Raw genomic sequence first — 24,273 nt, 5'->3', positions numbered from 1 at the left:
GCCGCTCACCGGGGCGTCTTTTCGGTTGCGCCCGCCGCCCGTCTGCGGTCGACGGCGGCCACGACCAGGCCCGCGGCAAGCGCGATGACCCCGAGCAGCGCCGCGGCCACGGACACGCCGCCGCCGGTGAACGCGAGGCCCGGGCCGGTGCTGCCGCCGGTGCCCCCGTTGCCTCCGGGTCCGGTGCCGCCGTTGCCTCCGGGTCCGGGCTCCGGCGGGCCGGGCTCGGGCGGCAGCGGCTGCTCGGGCGCGCGCACCTCGAGCCGGGCGGAGGCGGCGGTGTCGGCATCGTCGGGGTCGTCGGTGGTGGAGGCGATGGCGGCGGTGTTCACGAGGGTTCCGGGCGTGGCATCCACCCGTGCCGTCACCCGCACCCGGCTGGAGCCGACCGGCAGCGCGGCCGCAGTGCAGCGCAGTGCCTGTCCGGTGATCGCACAGTCCAGCGGGGGGTCGGCGGTCACCGCCTGCGGCACGAGGCCGGCCGGGAACGGGTCGGTGAGCTCGACGTCGCGGGCGGTGGAGGGCCCGGCATTGTCGATCGTGAGGGTGACCGTGACGGTGTCGCCCCGGTGCGCGGCGGCGGGGTCGATCTGCTTGCCGAGCGACAGGTCGGCGACCGGGGTCAGCGTCACCGCGGCCGACGCGGAGTCGTTGCCCGGCTCGGGATCGGAGGTGGCCGCGGACACGGTCGCGGTGTTCACCACCCGCCCGGCGGGCGGGTCGGCGGCGACCGTGGCGGTGACCACGGCGGTGCGCACCTGGCCGGGGGCGACGGCGTCGTATGCGCAGAGCACCCGCTGACCCTGGATGCGGCAGGCCGACGGCGTGACCGCGGTCGGGATCACCCCGCCGGGGAACACGTCGGTGACGCTCACGTCGGTGGCGGTCGAGGGGCCGCGTCCGACGACGCTGAGGAAGAACACCGTGCTCTGCCCGGCCGATCGCTGCGGGAACGGCGTGGTCTTGATCATGCCGACGTCGGCGGATGCCTGAACCTGCGCGGTCGCCGAGGCACTGTCGTCGCCCGGATCGGGGTCGTCGGTGCCCGCACTGATCCGAACGGTGTTGGTCACCGGCGTGCTCTGCGCCGGGTCGACGGTGCCGTGCAGCACGATCGTCCAAGTCGCACCGTCGGCCAGGGCCGCCCGGGTGCAGACGAGGCTGTCGGCGGTGAGCGTGCACTCTCCACCGGCGGGGAGCGCGTCGTCGATGTGCACCCCGGCGGGCAGGTCGTCGTCGACGCGCAGGTCGGCGGCATCCGACGGCCCGGAATTGTGCACGCGGATGACGTAGGCGACCGGTCCTCCGGCGACGAGGGCCCCGGGCTCGACGAGTTTGACGACGCCGAGGTCGGCGCTCGCGGTGACGGTCGTGCTCGCCGAGGCGACGAGTCCGGCCGCGACCCCGGGGGTGGTCGATGAGACGCCCGCGGTGTTCACGAGGGTGGTACCGGCCGGCACGGCGGGATCGACGGCGACGGTCAGCGGCACGGTGAGCGGGGACGCGGTGGGGGCGAGCGTGCCGAGGGTGCAGCGCACCAGGCGAGGGGTGCGGTCATCGGCCGCGCAGGGGATGCCGGGCGTCCCGCCCGAGACGAACCGCACGCCCGCGGGCAGCTCGTCGAGCACGACGACGTCGTGCGCGGCGGACGGTCCGGCGTTCGCGACCGAGAGCGTGTACGTCATCCGCTCACCGGCGACCACCGTGGCCGGACCGGTCTTGGCGAGGTCGAGGTCGGCGCGGGCGACGACGCGGACCACGGCCGTGTCGCGGTTGTTCGAGGCGGTCGGGTCGGCGACGGCGCTGCCGGTGCGGGCGGTGTTGCGCACGAGGCCGGGCGGCGTGTCGGCGGCGACGGTGCCGGTCACGGTGACGGTCCAGTCGGCGCCCGGGACCAGCTCGGGGCGCGTGCACGACACCGTCTGGCCGGTGACGGTGCAGTCGCCGCCGGCGGGCGTGGCCGCGGTGACGTCGACGGCGTCGGGGACGGTGTCGTCGAGCGTGACGTCGGTGGCGGTGCCCGGCCCGGCGCTGTGCACCGTGAGGGTGAAGGCGACCGTGCCGCCCGCGATCACCGGGTTCGGGGCGACGGTCTTGGTGAGCGAGAGGTCGGCACCGCCCTTGTTGTTCACGAGGTACGAGGCGGTGTCGTTCGCCGGTTCGGGGTCGGTGCCGTCGTGGTGGACGGTGGCGGTGTTGACGATCTGCGCGTCGCCGGCGTCTGCGGCGACGGCGGTGGTGAACGCCACGTCCACGACACCGCCGACGGGAACGGTGCCCAGCGCGAAGGTGACGGTGCCGGCGGCGTCGATCGCGCACGTGCCCTGCGGGGTCGTGCACGCGCCCGGGACCTCGAGGCCGGCGGGCCGCGGATCTTCGACGACCACGCCGGCGGCGTCGGACGGGCCGTGGTTGACCACGCGCAGATGGAACTGCACCGCCTCGCCGCTGTGCGCGTCGGCGGGCGTGGCCGTCTTCAGCAGGGCGAGATCGGCGTGCCGGCCGATCGTGGCGGCGGCCGTCGACGTGTCATTGGCGGGGTCGGTGTCGGCGGTTGTCGTGGCGACGGTCGCCGTGTTCGTGAGCGTGCCCGCGGCATCCGGCGCCAGTGTGCCGGTGACCGTGACGGTGAACCGGGCACCGGCGGGCACGGTGCCGAACCCGCAGTGCACGGTGCTGCCGGTCAGCTCGCACGCGCCGAACTCGGTGCTCACCGCCGGGTCGGTGATCGTCGCGGGCAGGGTGTCGTCGAGCGTCGCGTCGGCCGCGTCGCCCGGCCCCGCGCTGGCGACGGTGAGGGTGTAGCGCACCGGCTCGCCGGCGACCGGCGCGGTGTCGAGCGTCGTCACGACCGACAGGTCGGTGGATGCCGCGGCCACGGCGATCGTCGTCTGTGCGGTGTTGTTCGCGGGGTTCGAGTCGGGGGTGGTCATGGTGGCGGTCGCCGTGTTCACGAGCGTGTCGCCGGTGAAGGCCGGATCGATGCGCGCCGTCACGGTCGCGGTGAACTGGGCACCGGGGGTCAGCGACCCTGCTGTGCAGGAGACGACGGAGCCGGTCACGGTGCAGTCGTCGGCGGGGTCCGCCGCGACGTCGACGAGACCCGCGGGCAGGCGGTCGGCGATGACCACGCCCGCCGCGGCCTCGGGGCCGTCGTTGCGAGCGGTGAGCGTATACGAGACACGGTCGCCGGGGGCGGCCTCGGCGGTGTCGGCGGTCTTGGCGAGGATGAGGTCGGTGGCTCGGCCCGACTCGACGGTACCGACCATGTGGTTGTTGCCCCAGTCCGGGTCGCCGGTGCCGCTGCTGACGTCGCCGACGTTCGTGATCGATGAGGTCTTGCGCACCGTGACCGTCAGGTCGATTGCGACCGTGGTGTTCGGGGACATGGTGCCGATCTCGCAGTAGAAGGTGGAGTCGGTGTGGGTGCAGCTGCCGCGTTCGATCTCGAGCGAGACGAACTGGGTCGTGGTGCCGAACTCGTTGAAGTTGTCGTTCACGGCGACGCCGGTCGCGGTGCCGGGGCCGTTGTTGGCGACGACGATGTGCCAGGTCAGGTCCATCCCCACCCCCACCGGGTCGGGGGTGGCGGTCTGGGTGAGTTCGAGGTCGGCCTGCTCGGCCGCGACGGCCGGTGCCGCCGGCAGTCCGAGGGCGATGACGCAGATCGCGGCCAGCACCGCGGCCGGCCCGCCGATGCGGATGCGGCGGCGGTGCGCCCCGGCCGGACGTCTGTTCCGTCCGCGGCGGAACCGGTCCGCCGCGCGCTGCAGCTGCGAAATGAGCTTCTCCTCTCATCGCGCGCACGCGGCGCGTCCGACACCGCGCACACGGCGCGCACGACCGAGACGTGCACACAATCCCGTCCCGCCATCCTGCACGCGTCATCGGGGCGATTCAACGGGGGATTCCCCTGTGTCATCGCGTGTCGTCACGTGTCGTCACGGTCGCCGGAGCCGTCGAAACGTTCCCGGCCGATCACGTCCGACCGATCGAGCGGTCGTACGCTGAGGGGGTGCCACCGCCGGTGGTGCGCTCGGCGTCTGGCGGATCGCCACCCGAGGCGAGGACGACCGACCGCGAGGTGATCATGCTCCCCCGCCCGCTCACCTCGTTCATCGGGAGAGAAGACGAACGCCGCCGCGGATGCGCCGAGGTCTCGAGCCACCGCCTCGTGACGGTGACGGGGCCGCCGGGTGTCGGAAAGACCCGGCTCGCGGTCGAGATCGCCGCCGACCTGGACGCCGCGTTCGACGGTCGATGCTGGTTCGTCGACCTGACCGCCGTGTCGGCGCCGGCCCTGGTCGAGACCACCGTGCTGGCCGCCGTCGACTCCGCCGTGTTCGACGGCGAGGCCGCCGCCGTGTTCGCGCGGCGCCTGGGCGGCGCCCGTGCGCTGCTCGTGCTCGACAACTGCGAGCAGGTGCGCGAGGCGACCGCCGAGATCGTCCTGCGTCTGACCGAGGCGGCTGAGGGACTGCACGTTCTCGTGACATCACGGGTCAGCCTCGGCCTCGCCGGCGAACACCTTCTGCCGCTGACGCCCCTGGACGTCGACGGCGCGGCGGTGGCGCTGTTCCTCGACCGGGCACGCTCCGACGGCGCCGCCGTCGACGACGATCGGGCGACACGCGACGCCGCACGCGCCGTGTGCCAGCAGCTCGACGGGCTGCCGCTGGCGATCGAGCTGGCGGCGGCGCAGGTGCGCCACCTCGGCGTGGAGCGTCTCGCCCGTCTGCTCGACGAGCCGTTGCAGGCGCTGCCTCATGCTCCCAAGCGTGCCCGGCTCGCACAGCGTCCGCTGGCCGACGCCATCGCCGCCAGTCACCGGCTGTGCACGCCCGCACAGCAGCAAGCCTGGGCGGCGCTGTCGGTCTTCGCCGGCGATTTCGGCGTCGACGAGGCATCCATGATTCTGGCTGCGAGCGCAGCCGACGGCGAGCCGCATGCGCTTCTGGGCGCCCTCGTCGACCAGTCCATCCTGATGACCGTGCCCCGCGAGGGTGCCATGCGCTACCGGCTGCTCGCGACGCTCGCCGCGTTCGGCCGAGCCGAGCTCGCCCGGCACGGCCGCGAGCCCGCCGTGCGCGACGCGCACGCACGCTGGTATGCGCGCATCGGCGCCGATCTCGAGCTCGGCTGGGTGGGGCCGGGGCAGGCCGAGCGGCTGCGCCGCGCGGATGCCGAGATCGCGAACCTGCGGGCGGCGGCCGACCACGTGATCTCGAGCGGACGGCACACCGACCTGTTGCACGACCTGGTGGCGCTGCCCGCGGCTGAGCTGTGGTGGACGACCGGCCGCATCGACGAGGGCGGGTACTGGCTGGCCCGGGCGCTCGGCGCGCATCGGGAGCCGGACGGTCTGCGCGGGCGTCTGCTGATGCTCGCCGCCACGTTCGCGTACGCGGCCCGGAAGCTGGACGACGGCGACGCGTACCTCGCCGAGCTCGACGCGCTGGCGCTGCCGGGCGCCTACGCCGTCGGCGCGCGGGCGTTCGCGGCGGGGTTCGGACTCATCCAACACGGCGAGCTCGAGCAGGCGGTCGACGTGCTGCGGGCGGGGATCGCCGTGGCCGATGCCGAGCCGGCGCTCGTGCGGATGCAGTTGCGGTCGCGGCAGCTGCTCGTGTTCGCGTGCAACGGGCTGCGCCGCAACGCGGCCGAGACCTGTGACGAGATGCTCGCGATCTCACAGCACGCCGGCGAGGACTACTATCGCGCCTTCGCCGAGCAGATGCTCGCGCTGCGTGCTTGGCGCCGCGGCGACGCCGAGGCCGCGCGAGGACACCTGGATCGCGCTCTGCACGGCAGCATCGACTTCGCCGACCGGCCCGAGAACGCCGATCTGCTGCGCGTGGCCGGCCTGATCGAGGAGCGCTGGGGCGATCCGCAGGTGGCGGCGACCCTGATGGCGGCCGCGGGCACCACCGACCGGGTGCGGTTGCAGCCGGCGATGCTGGGCACCGACGAGCTCGCCGAACCGGTGGCACGCCTGCGGCGGTACGCGGCGGCCGCGAGAACGGGGGCGGGCATGAGTGCGCGCGAGGCGCTCGCGTTCGCGGTACGCCGCACGAACGGGTGGGCGCCCACGCCCCGACAGCTGCAGGTGGCGGACCTGATCCGCGCCGGCCGGGCGAACAAGCAGATCGCGGTCGAACTGGGCCTGTCGCCCAAGACGGTCGAGGGGCACATCGCCCGGCTGATGGCAGGTCTGGGCGTCTCGTCCCGCGCGCAGATCGCCGCGTGGGCCGCGCATCCCGACCCGGCTGCCGTCTTCACGTCGCCCGCGTCCGGCCCGGCACGCTGATTCGAGCGGCGCCCGCGGCGCAGCCGGCGGTGGCCGGCGGCGCAGCGGCGGTGGCCGGCGATTCTCGCACGGCCGGGAGTTCCGGCGTAGGTTCCTGGGTATGCCGCAATCGATGAGCGTGTTCGCCGGTCAGGGCTGGCTGCAGGTCGGCGAGCTGGTGCTGGCGTTCGCGCTCAGCGCGCTGGTCGGACTGGAACGGCAGCTGCGCCGGCACAGCGCGGGCCTGCGCACCCAGGCGATCGTCGGCACCTCGGCGGCGCTGTTCGTGCTGGTGAGCAAGTACGGGTTCGGCGACGTGCTGGGCGAGCACGTGACGCTCGACCCGTCCCGGGTCGCGGCACAGGTGGTCAGCGGCATCGGCTTTCTGGGGGCGGGGCTCATCCTCACCCGGCGCGGTGCCGTGCGCGGCCTGACCACGGCGGCATCGGTGTGGGAGACTGCGGCGATCGGCATGGCCGCCGGCGCCGGACTGTGGGTGCTGGCGGTCGCGGTGACGGTGCTGCACTTCGTGATCACATTCGGCTTCCAGCTGCTCGGCCGGCACCTGCCGGGCGGCGCCGACGCACAGATCCAGGTGAAGGTCGTCTACGACGACGGTCGCGGTCTGCTGCGCCGGGTTCTGGCGACGGTGACCGGCGATGGCTGGTCGGTGCAGCGCGCCGAGCAACGCGGCGAGCACACCGGCGACACCGTGTCGGTCACGCTCGAACTCGAAGGCGCGCGCGACCCGCAGCGGATCGTCGCCGAGCTCAGCGCCATCGACGGCGTGCGCGACGTGCAGCTGTTCCGCGAGAACGAGCTGGAGTGAGCGCCCGCGGCGTCAGCGCTCGGCGCGCACAGCGTCGACGAACCACCCGGTGATGGTGGTCGGGTGGGTGATGGCGGTCCCCACGCACACGGCCATCGCCCCCGCCGACAGCGCGGCCGCGGCATCCGCCGGCGAATGGATGCGCCCCTCGGCGACGATCGGCGCATGGCACACCGCGGCGATCTGTCCGATCAGCTCCAGGTCGGGGCCGGCGGTCTTCTCGCGCTCGCCGGTGTAGCCCGACAGGGTGGTGCCGAGGATGTCGGCGCCGGCCCGCTCGGCTTCGCGCGCGTCGGCGAGCGATCCGCAGTCGGCCATCACCAGCACGTCGTGGTCGGCGCGCAGCCCGGCGATCGTCTCGGCGAGGCTCAGCCCGTCCGGCCGCGGGCGGCGTGTGCCGTCGAGGGCGACGATGTCGGCGCCGGCCTCGGCGACGGCGCGGGCGTGTCCGAGCGTCGGGGTGATGAACACGCCGTCGTGGCCGTCCTTCCACAGCCCGATCACGGGCACGTCGAGGTCTGCGGCCTCGCGGATGTCGGCGATGCCCTGCAACCGGATGCCGGCGGCTCCGCCGATCACGGCGGCCCGGGCGATCTGCGCCATCGTGCGCGGGTCGCGCATCGGTTCGCCCGGGTACGCCTGGCACGACACGATCAGCCCGCCGCGCAGCCGCGCGATGATCTCTTCCCGCGTGAACCTCACGCGTCCTCCTCCACACAGTCCCAGACGGATGCCGCGGCCCCCTGCAGCGGCGCATCCGCACCCAGCGAACCCGGTCGCAGCGGCAGATCGTGCAGCACGTCGACCAGCTGCGCCCGCATCGCGGCATCCATCGCATCCCACCACAGCGAGCCGGCCACGGCCACACTTCCCGACACGACCACGCACTCCGGGTCGAGCACGGTCACCGCGGCCGCGATGGCCCGGCCGACGGCCGCGCCCGAGTCGGTCACGGCGCGCACGGCCAGCGGGTCGCCGGATGCCGCGCGCTGCGCGACCTCGCGGCCGTCGCCCGCCGACCCGCCCAGCGATGCGAAGTGCCGGTGCAGGCCCACGCCCGATCCGATCGCTTCGAGGTGGCCGTACCGTCCGCACGGGCAGCGCAGGTGGTCGGCGCCGGCGACGGGCGCGTGCGCGATCTCGCCGGCGACATGGTGCGCGCCGCGTCGCACGTGCCCGTCGAGCACGACCGCCGCGCCGACACCGGTGCCGACGGCCAGCACGAGTGCGCTGCGGCATCCGGTCGCAGCGCCGTACCGCACCTCGCCCGCCGCGAACGCGTCGACATCGTTCTGCACGTGCACCGGCACCGGGCCGATCGCCGCGGTCAGGCCGGCGCGCAGCGCCCCGGCCACGTCGGTGCCGGGCCAGCCGGCGAGGGTGTCGGTGGACGACACGATGCGGCCGGTCGTGGTGTCGACGACCCCCGCGGTGCCCACGCCGACCCCGCGCACCGGCCCCGGCGCGGCGGCGATCAGCGCGTGCGCCAGGCGCAGCACGGTGCCGAGGATCGCGTCGGGGCCGTCCTGCCCCGGCGTCGACGCCTCGTCGCGGGCGACGATCCGACCCGACCGGTCGACCAGCGCGACCGCCGTCTTGGTGCCGCCGATGTCGACGGCGACGACCACCCCGGGCTCCGACGCGACCGGCCGGGGCGTGGCATCCGGATCAGTGGACACCGGCCCCCCTCAGGCGACGAGCTCGAGGTCGCGCAGGATGGTGCGCACCTTGGCGACGGTGGCCGCGTCCAGCGGCTGCACGGGGGCGGCCAGCACCGCGTGGTCGATGAGGCCGAGTTCGGCCATCGCCGTTTTGAACGCGCCGACCCCCGCCGCATCGCCCGAGCGGCCGTGCGGCTGGAACACGATCTCGAACAGCCGGTTGATGCGCTCCTGCTCGGTGCGCGCGGTCTCCCAGTCGCCGCGCTGCGCGGCCTGCCACAGCCGCACATACCCGGCGGCCTCGACGTTGGCCAGGCCCGGCACCACGCCGTCGGCGCCGGCCAGCAGCATGGCGTCGACGACGACCTCGTGCCCGGTGAACACCTGCAGCGGGTGCCCGGCGGCCTGGTTGGCGGCGATCAGCCGGCGGAACCCGACGTCATCGCCCGAGGAGTCCTTGATGCCCGAGATGACGCCTTCGCGGCCGAGCTCGATCACCATCTCGAGCGGCAGCTTGGAGTGCACGCGCACCGGCACGTCGTAGGCCCACAGCGGCACCGGCAGCGCGGCGGCGATCGTGCGGAAGTGGTCGGCGACCTCGTCGCGCGAGTTGATGGTGTAGAGCGGCCCGGTGGTGACGATCGCGTCGGCACCGGCATCCACCAGCTGCCGTGCGCACTCGATCACCCGACCGGCGGTCAACTCGATCGCCCCCGCGATGACCGGCACCCGGCCGGCGGCGGCATCCACGATCGTGGTGAGGATCTGCACCCGCTGCGCGTTGGTGAAGTAGGCGGTCTCACCGGTCGAGCCCAGCGCGAACAGGCCGTCGACCCCCGAGGCGATCAGGTGGTCGACCAGGCGGCGCAGCGATGCGGTGTCGACCTCGCCGCCGGGCAGCAGCGGGGTGGCCACGGGCGGGACGACGCCGGTGAACAGTGCGGGGGTGGATGCGGTCATGTCGTTCGTTCTTCCGTGTGTCTTGCGGCGGCCGGGCCAGCCGTGTGGCCGGGTGGGCCGTGGTGTGGGTGTGGGCGGGTGTCGGGGTCAGGCCACCAGGTGCGGGTGCAGCAGCGACGGGGCGGCGCCCAGCAGGCTGCGCGTGTACTCGTCGGTGGGGTTGTCGAAGACCGCGGCGGCCTCGCCGCGCTCGACGATGCGGCCGGCGTTCATGACGGCGATCTCGTCGGACAGGTACCGCACGGTCTGGATGTCGTGCGAGATGAACACCATGCCCAGGCCGAGCTCGTTCTTCAGGTCGGTCAGCAGGTTCAGGATCTGCGCCCGCACCGACACGTCCAAGGCGCTGGTGGGCTCGTCGGCGACGATCACCTCGGGGTCCAGCGCCAGCGCGCGGGCGATCGCCACGCGCTGCCGCTGCCCGCCGCTGAGCTGCCCGGGCAGAGCATCCAGCACCGACGAGGGCAGGCCGACAAGCCCGATGAGCTCACGGATCTTGGCCTCGCGCTGGGCGTGTGAACCGATCCGGTGCACCTGCATCGGGTCGAGCAGGGTGTCGTGCACGGTCATCCGCGCGTTCAACGCGGTGGCCGGGTCTTGGAACACGACCGAGAGGATGCGGCCGATGCGGCGGCGTACCGACCGGGTGAACGAGCGCACCTCGTCGCCGGCGAACACCACCTGGCCGCTGGTGGGCTTCTCGAGGCCGACGAGCACCTTCGCGGTGGTGGACTTGCCCGATCCGGACTCTCCCACGATGCCCAGGGTGCGTCCTCGCCGCACCTGCAGGCTCACGCCGTCGAGGGCGTCGAAGTACCGGCGGTGGAACAGCGTCGAGGTGCGTGCCTTGTAGCGCACGTGCACGTCGCGCAGTTCGATGACGACGTCGCTCATCGCCTGGCCCCCAATGGTTCGACGGGGGCGTCGTCGGGATGCCCCGCGTAGTAGTGGTCGGTTCCGTCGATGCGTCGGCGCACCGGCGTGACCCCGGCGTTGCGCGCCGGGTCCGACGACCGCGGCGCGAACCGGTCGCCGGGCGGGAAGTCCGCCGGTGACGGCACCACCCCGGGCACCTGGTGCAGCCGGGCCGAACCGGACTCGATCGAGAGCACCGCGCCCAGCAGGCCACGGGTGTACTCGTGCACCGGCTGCGTGAGCAGCTCGGCCGTGGGCGCCTGCTCGACCACCTGACCCGCGTACATCACGGTGATGCGGTGGGCGAGCTCGGCGACCAGCGCAAGGTCGTGCGAGATGAACAGCATGGCGAAGCCCAGCTCCTGCTGCAGCCGTCCGAGCAGTTCGATCACCTGCTTCTGCACGGTGACATCCAGCGCCGTGGTCGGCTCGTCGGCGATCACCAGGCGCGGGTCGCGGGTCAACGCCATGGCGATCAGCACGCGCTGCCGCTGCCCGCCCGAAAGCTCGTGCGGGTACGAGGCCAGGGTGCGCTGCGGGTCCAGGCCCACCAGGTCGAGCAGTTCTTCGGCGCTGCGGGTGCCGCCGCGCGAGGTGAGCTGCTTCATCTGCGCCTTGATCTTCATGGCCGGGTTCAGCGAGCTGAGCGCGTCCTGGTAGATCATCGCAATGTCGTGGCCGCGCAGCGCGTTGCGCTGCCGGGACGACATGGTCAGCAGGTCCTGCCCGTCGAACAGGATGCGGCCGCGCACGTTCGCCTTCGCGTCGAGCAGGCCCATCACCGCCAGGGAGGTGATCGACTTGCCGCAGCCGGACTCGCCGACCAGCGCCATCGTCTCGCCCGGGCGCACGTCGAAGGTGACGTGGTCGACCACGTCGACGGTGCCGTGCCGCGGGAACGAGATGCACAGGTTCTCGACCTGCAGCAGCGGGGCGTCGTCGCCGGTGTAGACCAGCCGGTCGCGGCGGCTCAGTTCGCGCTCGCGCAGCTGCGCCAGGCGCTCTTCCAGCGGCACCACCGGCACCGACACCGGCACCGCCGCCGTCACGTCGGGCACCGCCGCCGCGTCCACGGTGGCGAGCTCGTCGACCCCGGCGGCCACCTGCTCGCCCGTGGCGCCCGCGACCAGGGGCGCCTGCGCGGCCTCGAGGTCGTGGGTGGCCTCGTCGGCCGCGGAGGCATCCTGCGTGAGCTTGCGCGCACGCGGCGAGATCATGGCATCCGTCAGACCCTCGGCGAAGATGTTCAGGCACAGCACCGTCACCAGGATGAGCAGGCCCGGGAAGAACGTGGCCCACCAGGCACCGGCCATGACCAGGTTGCGCCCGTCGGCGATCACGTTGCCCCAGCTGGGCTCGGGGGCGGGCACGCCGGCCTGCAGGAACGACAGCGACGCCTCGAACACGATCGCGTCGGCGACGAGGATGGTGGCGAACACGAGCACCGGCGCCATGCAGTTGCGCACCACGTGCTTGGTGATGATGCGCCAGGTGCCCGCACCCATCACCTTGACCGCCGACACGTAGTCCTCGCCGTACTGGTCGAGGATGTTCGCCCTGACCACGCGGGTCAGCTGTGGCGTGTACAGGAACGCGATGGTCAGCACCAACACCGGCAGCGACTGGCCGAACACCGCGATGAACACGGCAGCCAGCGCGATCCCGGGGAACGACATGACGATGTCGAGGATGCGCATGATCGTCTCGCTGAGCCAGTTCGGCGCCGTGGCGGCGATCGCACCCAACAGGGCTGCGACCACCAGTGCGGCCGCGGTCGCCCCCAGACCGATGATCAGCGAGTAGCGGGCACCGAACATCAGGCGCGAGAGGATGTCACGGCCCTGCCGGTCGGTGCCGAACAGGTGCTCGCCGCTCGGGGCCTGCACCGGCGGACCGGACTGCAACGGGTCGTACGGGGCCACCAGCGGCGCGAAGATCGCGACCAGCGCCACGATCACGATGAACGCGAGCGGGATCCACGCGGATGCCGGCAGCGCGCCCAGGCGCAGGCCCGGCGTGGAGAGCTTCTGAGTCAGTTTGCGTCGCATGTCACACCGACCTGATCCGCGGATTGATGAGCACGTACAGCAGGTCGACGATGATGTTGACCACGACGAAGGCCAGCGCGACCACGAGGGTCACGCCCTGCACGAGATTCGGTTCGTTGGCGGTGACGCCCTGGAAGATCGTCATGCCCATGCCGGGCAGGGCGAAGATGACCTCGATGACGATGGCGCCGCCGAGCAGGTACCCGACCCGCAGGCCGAGCACGGTGACCGGGGTGATCAGGGCGTTGCGCAGCACGTTGCGCGAGACGACCACCCGGCGCGGGATGCCGGCGCCGATCGCGGTGCGCACGTAGTCGCGGTCGAGTTCTTCGACCATCGCGGTGCGCACGACCCGGCTGAGCTGGCCGATCACCGGCACCGCGAGCGCGATCGCCGGCAGCAGCATCCGGTTGAACCAGCCGGCGGGGTCGTCGGTCAAATGCGGCAGCGGCCCGGATGCGGGGACGAGGTGCAGTTGCAGCGTGAACAGCTGGATGAGCAGCACCGCCAGCCAGAACGAGGGCATCGACAGCGATGCCATGGAGACGATGCGGATGATCTGGTCGGGCCAGCGGTCGCGGTACAAGGCGGCGACCACGCCGAGCACGACGGCACCGATCACGGCGATGACAAGGCCCAGCAGGGTGAGCTGCATGGTGATCGGGAACGCGTGCGCGATGGCGTCGTTGACCGGCAGCTGGCGGGCCGAGTAGGTGCCCAGGTCGCCGTGGATCAGGCCCACCAGAAAGCGGAAGTACTGCACGAGCAGGGGGTCGTTGAGGCCGCGCTGGTCGCGCCAGGCCTCCAGTTCGGCGCGGTCGGCGTTCTCACCGAGCGCGATCCGGGCCGGATCGACGTTCGAGAAGGACATCACGAAGAAGACGAGGAATGTGATGCCCAGGATCATCACCGGCAGTTGCAGCAGTCTGCGGCCGATGAGGCGGAGCGTGTTCGACACCGCTCCTCCTTCCTTGGGGGGATGTCCGCGCGGCGATGCGCGGGAGGAACCGCCGGGACGGGTTCGGGTCCCGTCCCGGCGGTCGATCTGCTACTTCGCGACGCCCACGTCGAGGAACGACAGACCGGTGGTGTTCACCGGCTCGAAGCCGACGAGCTTCTGGCTGTTCCAGGCGGTGGGCAGCTTGCGGTGGAACAGCGGGTACATCGGCACCTGCTCGGCGATCAGATCGTACGCCTTGTTCCACGTGGCCTGCTGCTCGTCGCCGGACTGACGCTGAGCGGCGTTGAGCAGATCGGTGAGCTGCTTGTACTCGGGCGAGTCGGCCCAGTGCATGCGGGTGGTGGGCCACACGTTGTCACCGAACCACCAGTTCATCAGCAGGTCGGGGTCGTTGCCGAACACCGAGGGGTCACCGGGGGCCAGCAGCACCTGGTAGTCACCCGAGTCGACCTTCTGGTACTGCGCGGGCGACTGGCCGATGTCGAGCTTGGTCTTGATGCCGACGGCGTCCAGCGACTCCTTGACCAGCGGGGCGACCTCTTTGACCCAGCCGGTGTCGGTGGTCAGCAGCGTGATCGACAGGTCGTTCACGCCGGCGGCCTTCAGCAGGTCCTTGGCCTTCTGCGGGTCGTAGGTGTAGACGGTGGATGCCTCGTGGTAGCCCGGGTTGTTCTTGGGCAGGAACGAGGTGGCCGCGGTGGCGTTGCCGAGCATGCCGGTCTTGATGATCTTGTCCATGTCGAGCGCGTAGAAGAACGCCTGACGCACCCGGACGTCATCGAACGGCTTGACGGCCTGGTTGAACATCATGAACAGCAGACCGAACGACTGCTCGCTCTTCACGTCGACGCCGCTGTTCTTGAGCGTGTCGATGTCGATGTAGGGCACGTCCTCCATCGCCTGGATGGTGCCGGACTGCATCGCGGTCACGCGGGCGGCCGGGTCGGACAGCAGGTCCCACTTCATGCCGGCGGCCTTGGCCGGGCGGGTGCCGTTGTAGTTCGGGTTCTTCTTGAACACCAGCGAGTCGTCGGGCACGGCGGACTCGAGCGTGTACGGGCCGGAGCCCACCGGGTGCGCCCCGAAGTCCTCGGCGTTCTTCTCGACGAGCGCCTTCGGCACCACCTTGACGACGGCCAGACGCTCGTTGAACAGCGAGAACGGGTACTTGGTGGTGATCTTGACGGTCGAATCGTCGACCTTCTCGGCCTTGTCGATGAACGAGACGAAGCTGGCGAAGAAGCCCGACTTGTCGGCATCCATCGTGCGGTCGATGCTGTAGATCACGTCGTCGACGGTCACCGGGTCGCCGGTGGAGAACTTCGCGTCCTTGCGGAGCGTGACCTCGTAGGTGGTGTCGTCGACCTTCTTGGGCATCTCGGCGGCCAGACCCAGGACGGGCTTGTGCGTGACCGGGTCGAGGTCGAGCAGGCCCTCGAAGATGTGCCAGTTCGCCGCGACCGTGACCGCGCCCGAGGCGAGGATCGGGTCGAAGCTGCCGCCGAGCGAGTACGAGATGCCCGCCTCGATCGTGGCATTCGGGTCGATGTCGCCGCTGGCGGCCTTGGTGTCGGTCGGTGTGCTCGACCCGGAGCACCCGGTGAAGGCGAGGGCCGCGGCGAGAACGCCGGCGGCGACCGCGCTGACGCGCGCTGCTCTGCGCCGTCGGTTCATGAGCTGGAACATGTTTTTCCGTCCTAGGTGGGATGGGGAACGATATCGACTGACGTCAGACATCTGATGTACTATAACCACACCCGGGAGCGCGAGACAATATCCGTGACCGGATCGAGACATCCGGCTCGCCCGCCCCTGACGACCCGGCCACGGCGACCCGGCCACAACGACCCGGCCACAACGACCCGGCCCCGACAACGCGGCCACAACGACCCGCCCACAACAACCCGGCCCCAACAACCCGCCCACGACAACGGAGTGCAGATGACGACAGCGGACCCGCGGGCGACGCGGATGCGACGCGCGACCGTGGCGGATCAGATCAAGGAGCTCATCCTCACGCGCGGCCTGCGCCCCGGCGACCCCCTTCCCACCGAAGCGGAGCTGTGCGAGACACTCGGCGTGTCACGGTCGTCGGTGCGCGAGGCGATGCGCACGCTGTCGACCCTCGACATCGTCGACGTGCGGCATGGGCACGGCACCTTCGTCGGCCAGATGTCGCTGGACCCCATGGTCGAGGCGCTCGTGTTCCGCGGCGTGCTCGCCCCGCGCGGCGCGTTCACCGCCCTGCGCGACGTGGTGGAGGTGCGGCTCGCGCTCGATCTCGCCCTGGCCGAGCGGGTCGTCGAAGCGATCGCCGAGCACGACTCCCCCGAGTTGGACGACCTGGTGCACCAGATGGAGCAGCGTGCGCAGCGCGGCGAGACGTTCCTCGAGGCCGACCGGGCCTTCCACACCATGCTGCTGGCCACGCTCGACAACCGGCTGGTCGGTCAGCTGGTGGGCGCGTTCTGGGACGTGCACACCGCGGTCGCCCCGCAACTGGGCATCGCCCTGCCCGACGACATCCTCGACACCGCCCGCGCGCACGGCGACATGCTGCGCGCCGCGCGCGCCGGCGACGTGGACGCCTACCGCGCCGCCGTGATCGAGCACTACGCCCCACTGCAGCGCTCCATCGCACAGGCATCCTGACCCGAAAGGCGCCGATGTTCCTCGACCTGCCGCTTCACGAGCTGCGCGCGCACCGCAGCACGCAGACCGACCCCGCCGATTTCGACGCGTTCTGGCAGAGCACGCTCGATGCAGCGCGGACGTTCCCGCTGGTGCGCAGCCTGACCCCGGTCGAGGTGGGACTTGCCACGCTCGACGTGTACGACCTGCGCTTCGGCGGGTACGACGGCGAAGAGGTCGCCGCCTGGGTGCGGGTCCCGCGCGGCGCCACCGGGCCGCTGCCGACGATCGTGCAGTTCCACGGCTACGGGCGCGGACGCGGCGACGCGATCGAGAACCTGCTGTGGGCGTCGGCCGGGTTCTGCCACGTCGAGCTCGACACCCGCGGGCAGGGCTGGAGCGGCTCGCGCGGGGCGACCGCCGACACCGGCGTGGGCGAGTCGCACATGCCGGGGTTCGTCACCCGGGGCATCCGTGACCCGCACACCTACTATTACCGCCGCGTGTTCACCGACGCGGTGCGTGCGGTCGAGGCATCCCGCGCCCTCGAGATGGTCGATGCCGACCGGGTCGGCGTGCACGGCATCAGCCAGGGCGGCGGCATCTCGCTGGCGGTGGCGGGCCTGGTGCCGCAGCTGCGCCAGGTGGTGGCGCGGGTGCCGTTCCTGTGCGACTTTCCCCGTGCGATCACCCTCACCGACCGTGATCCCTACCACGAGATCACCGCGTACCTCGCCCACTACCGGGACCGTGCCGACGAGGTCGCGCGCACGCTGTCGTACTTCGACGGCGTGAACTTCGCGCGCAGGGCGCAGGCGGCGGCATCCTTCACCGTCGCGCTGATGGACCCGATCTGTCCGCCGTCGACCGTGTACGCCGCGTTCAACGCGTACGCCGGGCCGAAGCAGATCACCGAGTGGACCTACAACGGCCACGAGGGCGGCGGGGTCGACGACGACGTGCTGGCCCTGGACCGGATGCGCGCTGCGCTGACCTGAGCCCCGCCTGGGCCCGGGAAATCGGCCAGCGCAGGAGAATCCGCCGAGCGCAGGAGATTCCCGTCAGGATTCTCCTGCTGCGGCCGGAATGTCCTGCTCTGGACGGGATGCGCCTGGGTCCGCCCCCGCGGCGAGTTCGACCAACTCACGCGCGGCGCCGTGCAGGTCGCCGGCGCCGCCGCGCCACAGCGCGGTGAGCGGACGGGTCACCGTCGCCCCGGCGATCTCGACACGGCGCACCCGCCCCAGGGCGACGTCGTCGGCCACGGCCAACTCGCTGAGCACCGCCGGTGCCAGCCCGCCCGCCACCGCCTGGAGCACGGCGACCGTCGTCGACAGCTCGAGCGCGGGCTCGACAGGCTCGGCCGCCAGCTGCTCGCGCACCGCGACCTCGTAGGCGAGTCGTGTGCCACTGCCGGGCTCGCGCGCCACCAGGGCGGTCGCGGCCACCTCGCCCAGCGGTACCGTGCCGGTCCACGGATGCTCGGGGTGCACGGCGACGACGAGCCGGTCGGCGGCGACCGTCGCCGTACCCAGTCCGGCGGGCAGCGCCGGGCTCTCGATGAATCCCACGTCGAGCACCCCCTCGCGCACCAGCCGCACGATCTCGGCGCTGTTGCCGGTGCGCAGGCGCACTGTGGTGGGGCGACGCCCGGATGCCGCCTGCGCGTCGCGCAGTCGCAGCATCCACCCCGGCAGCAGCCGGGCGGCGATGGTCTGGCTGCCGCCGACGACCAGGGTGCGTGCGGCGGTGCCGTGCAGCAGGTCGAGTGCGGCGCCCATGCGCGCGGCGGCGGCGAGCACGTCGCGCGCCCACGCCACGACCGATTCGCCGTCGGCGGTGATGCGCACGCCACGCGGCGAACGGATGAACAGTCGGGCCCCGGTCAGTTGCTCGATCGCCCGGATGCGCGTCGAGATCGCCTGCTGGCTCACCCGACACTCCCGCGCGGCCGCCGACATCGATCCGGTGCGGGCGACGGCATCCAGCATCTCCAGGCCCACCAGGTCGGGCACTCGACGGTGCATCGCATCACAACCTCTGCTTGTGTCTCCACAGCGTATCGCCTGCTACCGGGCCGGCCGCGCCGTGCGTCAGCATGGACACCGTGCATCTGACGCCTGTGACCACTCTGCCCCACCGCCTCGGTACCCGCGCCCTCGAGGTCTGGCCCGGCGTCGTCGTGTGCGTGCTGATCGCGGTCGCCGCCAGCGTCATCGGTCATTTCGTACCGGTGCTGGGCGCGGCGGTGCCGGCGATCGTGATCGGGGTGGTGGTCGCGCTGGTGCGCCGGCCGGCCGAGCGGCTGCGCGCGGGCATCGGGTACAGCTCGAAGTTCCTGCTGCAGTGCGCGGTCGTGCTGCTGGGTGCGCAGCTGTCGCTGGTGAGCATCTTCCAGGTCGGGCTGGAGTCGCTTCCGGTGATGCTGTCGTCGCTGGCAGTGTGCCTGGGGGCGGCATGGCTGCTCGGCCGACTCATGGGAATCGAGCCACGGCTGCGCACCATGATCGGCGTGGGCACCGGCATCTGCGGGGCCTCGGCCATCGCCGCGGTCGCGCCGGTGATCGGGGCGGTCAGCGCCGAGATCGCCTACGCGGTCTCGACGATCTTTCTGTTCAACGTGCTGGCCGTGCTGATCTTCCCCGCGATCGGCCACCTGCTGCAGATGGATCCGCACACGTTCGGGCTGTTCGCCGGCACCGCCGTCAACGACACCAGTTCGGTGGTGGCCACCGCCAGTGTGTTCAGCGCGTCCGCGCTCGGTTTCGCCGTGGTGGTCAAGCTCGTGCGCACGCTCATGATCATCCCGATCACGGTGACCCTCGCCGCGGTCGAAGCGCGTCGGCATGTCGGCGACACCCGCATCGACGCCCGGCGCATCGGGCACCTGGTGCCGTGGTTCCTCATCGGGTTCCTCGTGGTCGCCGTGGTCAACTCGCTCGGCTGGATCCCCTCGGCGGCCCAGGGGTTCCTGGTGCAGGCGAGCGTGTTCCTCATCGCCGTGGCGCTGGCGGGCATCGGGCTGTCGACGGATGCCGCGGGCCTGCGCCGCGCCGGATGGCGACCGCTGGCGCTCGGCGCGATCCTGTGGGTGCTGGTGACGGTGACCTCGGTGCTGGTCATCTGGGCGATGGGGGGCCTGGGGAGCTGACCCCCTCCCCATACTGTGCAAACCATGTAAAATCCGAGTATGTCGACCATCTCACCGGTCGACCTGACGGACACGAAGACGTCTCCTCTCCCGCCTCGCCAGGCCGCCCTCCTCACCGAAACCCGCACCGAGCCCAAGGGCAGCATCGTCGTGCGGTGGGTCACCTCCACCGATCACAAGACCATCGGGTACATGTACCTGATCTCGTCGGTGATGTTCTTCATGCTCGGCGGCGTGATGGCGCTGATCATCCGCGCCGAACTGTTCGACCCCGGCATGCAGATCCTGCCCACGGCCGAACAGTTCAACCAGCTGTTCACGATGCACGGCACGATCATGCTGCTGATGTTCGCGACGCCGCTGTTCGCCGGGTTCGCCAACGCGATCCTGCCGCTGCAACTCGGTGCCCCTGATGTGGCGTTCCCACGGCTGAACGCGTTCGCGTTCTGGCTGTTCCTGTTCGGTTCGACGATCGCCACGGCGGGTTTCCTGACGCCGCAGGGCGCCGCGGCGTTCGGGTGGTTCGCCTACCAGCCGCTGGCGAACGCCACGTTCTCGCCGGGCGCGGGCGGCAACCTATGGTTCATGGGCCTTGCCATCAGTGGGTTCGGCACCATCCTGGGTGCGGTGAACTTCATCACCACGATCGTCACGATGCGTGCCCCGGGTATGACCATGTGGCGCATGCCGATCTTCTCGTGGAACACCCTGCTCACCAGCATCCTGATTCTGATGGCCTTCCCGGTGCTCGCGGCGGCGCTGCTGGGGGCGGCGGCCGACCGCATCCTCGGCGCGCACGTGTTCGATGCGGCGAACGGCGGGGTGCTGCTGTGGCAGCACATGTTCTGGTTCTTCGGGCATCCCGAGGTGTACATCATCGCGCTGCCGTTCTTCGGCATCATCACCGAGGTTTTTCCGGTGTTCAGTCGCAAACCCGTGTTCGGCTATCGCACGCTGATCTATGCGACCATCGCGATCGCCTCGCTGTCGGTGTCGGTGTGGGCGCACCACATGTACGCCACGGGGGCGGTGCTGCTGCCGTTCTTCTCGTTGATGTCGATGATGATCGCGATCCCCACGGGGGTGAAGATCTTCAACTGGATCGGCACCATGTGGCGCGGCTCGGTGACGTTCGAGACCCCGCTCGTGTTCGCGATCGGGTTCCTCACGTCGTTCGTGTTCGGCGGGCTGACCGGCGTGATCCTCGCGTCGCCGCCGCTGGATTTCCACGTCACCGACTCGTACTTCGTCGTCGCGCACTTCCACTACGTGGTGTTCGGCACCGTGGTGTTCGCGATGTTCTCGGGGTTCTACTTCTGGTGGCCGAAGTGGACCGGCAAGATACTCAACGAACGGCTCGGGATGGTGCACTTCTGGATGCTGTTCATCGGCTTCCATACCACCTTCCTCGTGCAGCATTGGCTCGGGGTGGCGGGGATGCCTCGGCGCTACGCCGATTACGCCCCGTCGGACGGGTTCACCTGGATGAACCAGGTGTCCACGATCGGTGCGATGCTGCTGGGCTCGTCGATGATCCCGTTCCTGTTGAACGTGTGGATCACCGCGCGCAAGGCGCCGAAGGTGACGGTGAACGACCCGTGGGGCTACGGCGGTTCGCTGGAATGGGCGACCAGCTGCCCGCCGCCGCGGCACAACTTCACGTCGATCCCGCGCATCCGCAGCGAGCGGCCCGCGTTCGACCTGAACCACCCCGAAGCCGCCCAGGACGAGCCGGTGCCGAGCACTGTCGCGGGGCCGCTCTAGGATCGGCAGTGTGCTGCCGCCGAACGCCGCCATCGCCTTCTACGGCGACTCGATCACGACCGGGTGGAGATCGATCACTTCCCCCGACAAGCGCTGGACGGCGCGGGTGTGCGCCCGGTACGGGTGGATCGAGCGCAACCACGCGCGCGGGGGGATGGGCTTCGTGCGCTGGCGCGGCGAGCGGCCCGCCGAGGGCGAGATGCGGCAGAGCACGGGTGAGCCCCTCGGTCTACTGCGGGACGTGCTGGAGTCGGATGCCGCAGCCTGTGTGCTGGCGCTCGGTTGCAACGACTCGGCACTGATCCGAGAGGGCCTCGACAGCGGCGCACAGCACTGGGCGCCGCAGATACGCCGGGCGATCAGGCGCGACCTGGACCTGTTGTTGGACCGGTTCGGACACGAGCGACTGGCCGTGCTCGACCTGTACCGGCTCTTTCCGCCCGGGGACGGCGAGCCGCCGGGATGGTTGGGGGTGCGTGCAGAACTCGTTCCCGCCTGCGCGGACCGCGGCATCCCGCTCATCGACGCTGGCGCGCCGGCGCTGCACGACGGACTGCGCTTCGGCGAGGACGGCGTCCACCCGAACGACGCCGGCCACGCCGTCCTCGCTGATGCGATCGGACCGCGGCTGGCCACGCACTTCGGCGTGGCCTGACGACAGTCATGCGGCGTCGCGCGCTGCCTCAGAAAGGGAGGGCGAAACCCGTCATGAGCGAGAAGCCCATCGTGTTGTTCGTCTGCGTCCACAACGCCGGCCGGTCGCAGATGGCCGCCGGTTACCTGCAGGCTCTCGCCGGTGATCGGGTCGAGGTGCTCTCGGCCGGCTCCGAGCCGGCGGACCTGATCAACCCGGTCGTCGTCACGGCGATGACCGAGGAGGGCATCGACGTCGCCGGGCGCGCCCCGAAACTGCTCACCGTCGACGCCGTCGGCCAGTCCGACGTCGTGATCACGATGGGCTGCACAGACGCCTGCCCGGTCTCCCCCGGCAAGCGCTACGAGGACTGGCAGCTCGACGACCCTGCCGGCCGGAGCATCGACGAGGTCCGACCCATCCGAGACGAGATCCGTGTCCGTGTCGAGACTCTCATCGCAGAACTCCTCCCCGCAGGTCCGGCAGCATGAGGGCTCACCCCACGAGCTCGCGCAGCCGCCGCGCGTCGCGCACCGCGGCGCCCTCGCCGTCGTTGTCGAAGTACACCCACACGTCGTGGCCCGACCGGCGCCACTCGTCGATGCGCCCCGCCCAGCGCCGCAGCTCGGCGTCGGAATACGAGCCGACGTAGAGCCGCTCCGGATCGGGTCCGTGCAGGCGCAGGTACACGGCATCCGTCGTCACCCGCAGCACGCACGGCAGGCCGGCCCCGTGCGTGATGCAATACGCGGCACCGCTGCGCTCCAACATCGCGTAGACGTCGTCGACGTTCCAGGACGGATGCCGCAGCTCGACCGCAGCGCGCACCCCGGGCGGCACAGCCTTCAGCAGCGCGCGCAGCCGGTCGTCGTCGCGCTCGGCCTGCGCCGGCAGCTGCATCAGCAGGAACCCGGCGGCCTCGCCGAGCGCGCGCATGCCCTCGGCCAGCCGCGGGCGCCACGCGTCCGGGTCGCCGCGCCCGTGGCTGAGCCCGCGGGGAGCCTTGACCGAGAACACGAACCCGGCGGGCACGCGGTCGCGCCAGCCGGCGAACGTCGCGGCCCGCGGCCAGTGGTAGAAGCTCGCGTTCAGCTCGACGGTGTCGAACTCGGCGGCGTAGACGTCGAGCCGGCGGCCGGCCGCCGTGCCGGGCGGGTAGAGCACGCCGCGCCAGTGGTCGTAGCTCCAGCCCGACGTCCCGATCCGCACGTGCGTCATGTCGCACCTATCCGCGGGGCCACGGCCCCTGCGCGTGGGGGATGTGCCAGTGATGCCGCAGCGACAGCACCCGGAACACGAACACGACGAGGGCCGCCAGGTACAGCGTCACGACGTTCAGCCATCCGGCCCAGGCGAGCGCGGCGATGAGGGCGGCGCCGAGGAACGCGGGCACCGCGTACAGGTCGTGCGGGTTGAACAGCTGCGGGTCGCGGTTGGCCACGACATCCCGCAGCAGCCCGCCGCCGACGCCGGTGGTCACGCCCAGCAGCACCGCCGCGATCGGGTTCATCTGCGCGGTCAAGGCGGTGACCGTGCCGGTGGTGCAGAACACGGCCAGACCCGCCGCGTCGAACACGAGCAGCGTGCGCGAGTAGCGCTGCACGATGCCGCTGAGGAAGTACACCAGCACCGCCGCGACCACCGGCGGGATCAGGTGCACGGGTTCGGCGAACGCGACCGGCGGAACGCCGATGATCAGGTCACGGATGACGCCGCCGCCCAGTCCGGTCAGCGACCCCAGCAGCAGCGAGGCGACGATGTCGAACCCCCGCTGCGCGGCGAGCAGGCTGCCCGAGATCGCGAAGAAGAACGTGCCGAGCAGATCGAGCACCAGCCCCCACGTCACACGCCACCCCCCTCGGTCGCAGTGTACCGACCGCTCGGCCCGCCGCAGGGCACCGACCCCGGGCGCACACACGAGCACAGGAGACATCCCCGGCTCAGGAGACTTTGCGCGGAATCGTCCTGATCTCGCGGTGTCCTCCTGTTCCCGCGCGGCCGGGCCGCAGGGTACCGGCACCGGCTGCGCGCACGAGCACCGGCCCCCGGCGCACGCACGGGCACAGGAGATATCGCCGGCTCAGGAGACGTTGTGCGGAATCATCCTGATCTCGCGGTCAAGTCCCGTGGGGTGGTGTCATTTTGGTTGCTTCCTGGGGGTGGTGGTCAGGCGGTGAGGTAGAGCTCGGGGCGTGCGGGTTCGGCGTGGTCGTGGAGGGTGTGGACGAGTTTGCGCATCGAGGTGTCGGAGAAGTAGCGGCGTTCCCCGTAGGACCATTCCTCGTGCTGCTCTTGCAGGACGGCGCCGATCAGGCGGGTCACGGAGTCTCGGTCGGGGAAGATCTGGACGACGTCGGCGCGGCGCTTGATCTCCCGGTTGAGGCGCTCGATCGGGTTGTTCGACCACACCTTCTGCCAGTGCTCGCGCGGTAG

General features: G+C 71.3%; 20 protein-coding genes. 8 read left to right on the top strand and 12 right to left on the bottom strand.

Annotation, left to right across the window (positions count from 1 at the left end):
* Positions 1–5: 5 nt before the first annotated feature.
* Positions 6–3,680: a DUF7507 domain-containing protein gene (locus tag H577_RS0108180; RefSeq protein ID WP_029145554.1), complete on the bottom strand. Its 3,675-nt coding sequence runs from the start codon at positions 3,678–3,680 to the stop codon at positions 6–8.
* A gap of 410 nt (positions 3,681–4,090) precedes the next feature.
* Here H577_RS0108180 and H577_RS0108175 point away from each other — a divergent pair, with 410 nt between their 5' ends.
* Positions 4,091–6,307, top strand: coding sequence for an ATP-binding protein (locus H577_RS0108175; protein ID WP_156876590.1), 2,217 nt, complete (start codon positions 4,091–4,093; stop codon positions 6,305–6,307).
* A 112-nt stretch (positions 6,308–6,419) separates the two neighbouring features.
* Positions 6,420–7,115 (top strand): MgtC/SapB family protein, encoded by a 696-nt coding sequence (locus H577_RS0108170; RefSeq protein ID WP_029145552.1) that lies wholly within the window; start codon positions 6,420–6,422, stop codon positions 7,113–7,115.
* A gap of 12 nt (positions 7,116–7,127) precedes the next feature.
* Here H577_RS0108170 and H577_RS0108165 read toward each other — a convergent pair whose 3' ends face one another.
* The 7 genes from H577_RS0108165 to H577_RS0108135 form a co-directional block, all read right to left on the bottom strand.
* Positions 7,128–7,817 carry an N-acetylmannosamine-6-phosphate 2-epimerase gene (locus tag H577_RS0108165; RefSeq protein ID WP_029145551.1) on the bottom strand — a complete coding sequence of 230 codons (690 nt, stop codon included), beginning with the start codon at positions 7,815–7,817 and terminating at the stop codon, positions 7,128–7,130.
* A complete protein-coding gene (locus tag H577_RS15620) occupies positions 7,814–8,794 on the bottom strand; it encodes an ROK family protein (protein WP_084515987.1) in 981 nt (326 codons plus the stop codon). The genes H577_RS0108165 and H577_RS15620 overlap by 4 nt, the downstream gene beginning before the upstream one ends.
* A 9-nt stretch (positions 8,795–8,803) precedes the next feature.
* Positions 8,804–9,736 carry a dihydrodipicolinate synthase family protein gene (locus H577_RS0108155; RefSeq protein ID WP_029145550.1) on the bottom strand — a complete coding sequence of 311 codons (933 nt, stop codon included), beginning with the start codon at positions 9,734–9,736 and terminating at the stop codon, positions 8,804–8,806.
* An 87-nt stretch (positions 9,737–9,823) separates the two neighbouring features.
* Positions 9,824–10,630 (bottom strand): ABC transporter ATP-binding protein, encoded by an 807-nt coding sequence (locus tag H577_RS0108150; protein WP_029145549.1) that lies wholly within the window; start codon positions 10,628–10,630, stop codon positions 9,824–9,826.
* A complete protein-coding gene (locus tag H577_RS0108145) occupies positions 10,627–12,699 on the bottom strand; it encodes a dipeptide/oligopeptide/nickel ABC transporter permease/ATP-binding protein (protein ID WP_029145548.1) in 2,073 nt (690 codons plus the stop codon). Before H577_RS0108145 ends, H577_RS0108150 begins: the two co-directional genes overlap by 4 nt.
* A 1-nt stretch (position 12,700) precedes the next feature.
* Entirely contained in the window at positions 12,701–13,657 is a 957-nt protein-coding gene (locus tag H577_RS0108140; protein ID WP_029145547.1) for an ABC transporter permease, read from the bottom strand.
* Between the two features lie 90 nt (positions 13,658–13,747).
* Complete coding sequence (locus H577_RS0108135; protein WP_029145546.1) at positions 13,748–15,346, bottom strand: ABC transporter substrate-binding protein; 1,599 nt, start codon at positions 15,344–15,346, stop codon at positions 13,748–13,750.
* A gap of 255 nt (positions 15,347–15,601) precedes the next feature.
* Here H577_RS0108135 and H577_RS0108130 point away from each other — a divergent pair, with 255 nt between their 5' ends.
* Together H577_RS0108130 and H577_RS0108125 are read left to right on the top strand one after the other, a co-directional pair.
* Positions 15,602–16,312: a FadR/GntR family transcriptional regulator gene (locus H577_RS0108130; RefSeq protein WP_245570362.1), complete on the top strand. Its 711-nt coding sequence runs from the start codon at positions 15,602–15,604 to the stop codon at positions 16,310–16,312.
* A gap of 14 nt (positions 16,313–16,326) precedes the next feature.
* The gene (locus H577_RS0108125; RefSeq protein WP_029145544.1) at positions 16,327–17,289 is read left to right on the top strand and encodes an acetylxylan esterase; all 963 of its coding nucleotides are present in this window, start codon (positions 16,327–16,329) and stop codon (positions 17,287–17,289) included.
* Between the two features lie 63 nt (positions 17,290–17,352).
* Here the strand turns inward: H577_RS0108125 and H577_RS15615 are convergent, their stop codons facing one another.
* Positions 17,353–18,318, bottom strand: a complete 966-nt coding sequence (locus tag H577_RS15615; protein ID WP_051191868.1) for a LysR family transcriptional regulator — start codon at positions 18,316–18,318, stop codon at positions 17,353–17,355.
* 95 nt (positions 18,319–18,413) lie between these two features.
* Between H577_RS15615 and H577_RS0108115 the strand changes: the two genes are divergently transcribed.
* The 4 genes from H577_RS0108115 to H577_RS0108100 are packed head-to-tail and all read left to right on the top strand — an operon-like array spanning position 18,414 to position 22,331.
* Complete coding sequence (locus H577_RS0108115) at positions 18,414–19,442, top strand: YeiH family protein (protein WP_029145543.1); 1,029 nt, start codon at positions 18,414–18,416, stop codon at positions 19,440–19,442.
* A 39-nt stretch (positions 19,443–19,481) separates the two neighbouring features.
* Positions 19,482–21,206, top strand: a complete 1,725-nt coding sequence (gene ctaD / locus H577_RS0108110) for an aa3-type cytochrome oxidase subunit I (RefSeq protein ID WP_029145542.1) — start codon at positions 19,482–19,484, stop codon at positions 21,204–21,206.
* A gap of 10 nt (positions 21,207–21,216) precedes the next feature.
* Positions 21,217–21,861, top strand: a complete 645-nt coding sequence (locus tag H577_RS16990; protein WP_051191866.1) for an SGNH/GDSL hydrolase family protein — start codon at positions 21,217–21,219, stop codon at positions 21,859–21,861.
* A gap of 53 nt (positions 21,862–21,914) precedes the next feature.
* Entirely contained in the window at positions 21,915–22,331 is a 417-nt protein-coding gene (locus tag H577_RS0108100; protein WP_029145541.1) for an arsenate reductase ArsC, read from the top strand.
* A 4-nt stretch (positions 22,332–22,335) separates the two neighbouring features.
* On the opposite strand, the gene H577_RS0108095 is transcribed toward H577_RS0108100, so the two are convergent.
* The 3 genes from H577_RS0108095 to H577_RS15605 form a co-directional block, all read right to left on the bottom strand.
* Complete coding sequence (locus tag H577_RS0108095; RefSeq protein ID WP_029145540.1) at positions 22,336–23,058, bottom strand: DUF72 domain-containing protein; 723 nt, start codon at positions 23,056–23,058, stop codon at positions 22,336–22,338.
* Between the two features lie 7 nt (positions 23,059–23,065).
* Entirely contained in the window at positions 23,066–23,686 is a 621-nt protein-coding gene (locus tag H577_RS0108090; RefSeq protein WP_029145539.1) for a trimeric intracellular cation channel family protein, read from the bottom strand.
* Between the two features lie 320 nt (positions 23,687–24,006).
* Positions 24,007–24,273: IS256 family transposase (locus H577_RS15605; RefSeq protein WP_036284210.1), on the bottom strand; the 267-nt coding region annotated here is incomplete at its 5' end.

This window comes from Microbacterium luticocti DSM 19459 (assembly GCF_000422405.1).
GTDB lineage: Bacteria > Actinomycetota > Actinomycetes > Actinomycetales > Microbacteriaceae > Microbacterium > Microbacterium luticocti.
This window is presented reverse-complemented; position numbering and strand designations above follow the sequence as displayed.

Coding starts and splice junctions, on each gene's coding strand:
- H577_RS0108175 (WP_156876590.1), top strand. CDS start 4,091: ATGCTCCCCCGCCCGCTCACCTCGTTCATCGGGAGAGAAGACGAACGC.
- H577_RS0108170 (WP_029145552.1), top strand. CDS start 6,420: ATGAGCGTGTTCGCCGGTCAGGGCTGGCTGCAGGTCGGCGAGCTGGTG.
- H577_RS0108155 (WP_029145550.1), bottom strand. CDS start 9,736: ATGACCGCATCCACCCCCGCACTGTTCACCGGCGTCGTCCCGCCCGTG.
- H577_RS0108150 (WP_029145549.1), bottom strand. CDS start 10,630: ATGAGCGACGTCGTCATCGAACTGCGCGACGTGCACGTGCGCTACAAG.
- H577_RS0108145 (WP_029145548.1), bottom strand. CDS start 12,699: ATGCGACGCAAACTGACTCAGAAGCTCTCCACGCCGGGCCTGCGCCTG.
- H577_RS0108135 (WP_029145546.1), bottom strand. CDS start 15,346: ATGTTCCAGCTCATGAACCGACGGCGCAGAGCAGCGCGCGTCAGCGCG.
- H577_RS0108130 (WP_245570362.1), top strand. CDS start 15,602: ATGACGACAGCGGACCCGCGGGCGACGCGGATGCGACGCGCGACCGTG.
- H577_RS0108125 (WP_029145544.1), top strand. CDS start 16,327: ATGTTCCTCGACCTGCCGCTTCACGAGCTGCGCGCGCACCGCAGCACG.
- H577_RS15615 (WP_051191868.1), bottom strand. CDS start 18,318: ATGCACCGTCGAGTGCCCGACCTGGTGGGCCTGGAGATGCTGGATGCC.
- ctaD (WP_029145542.1), top strand. CDS start 19,482: ATGTCGACCATCTCACCGGTCGACCTGACGGACACGAAGACGTCTCCT.
- H577_RS0108100 (WP_029145541.1), top strand. CDS start 21,915: ATGAGCGAGAAGCCCATCGTGTTGTTCGTCTGCGTCCACAACGCCGGC.
- H577_RS0108095 (WP_029145540.1), bottom strand. CDS start 23,058: ATGACGCACGTGCGGATCGGGACGTCGGGCTGGAGCTACGACCACTGG.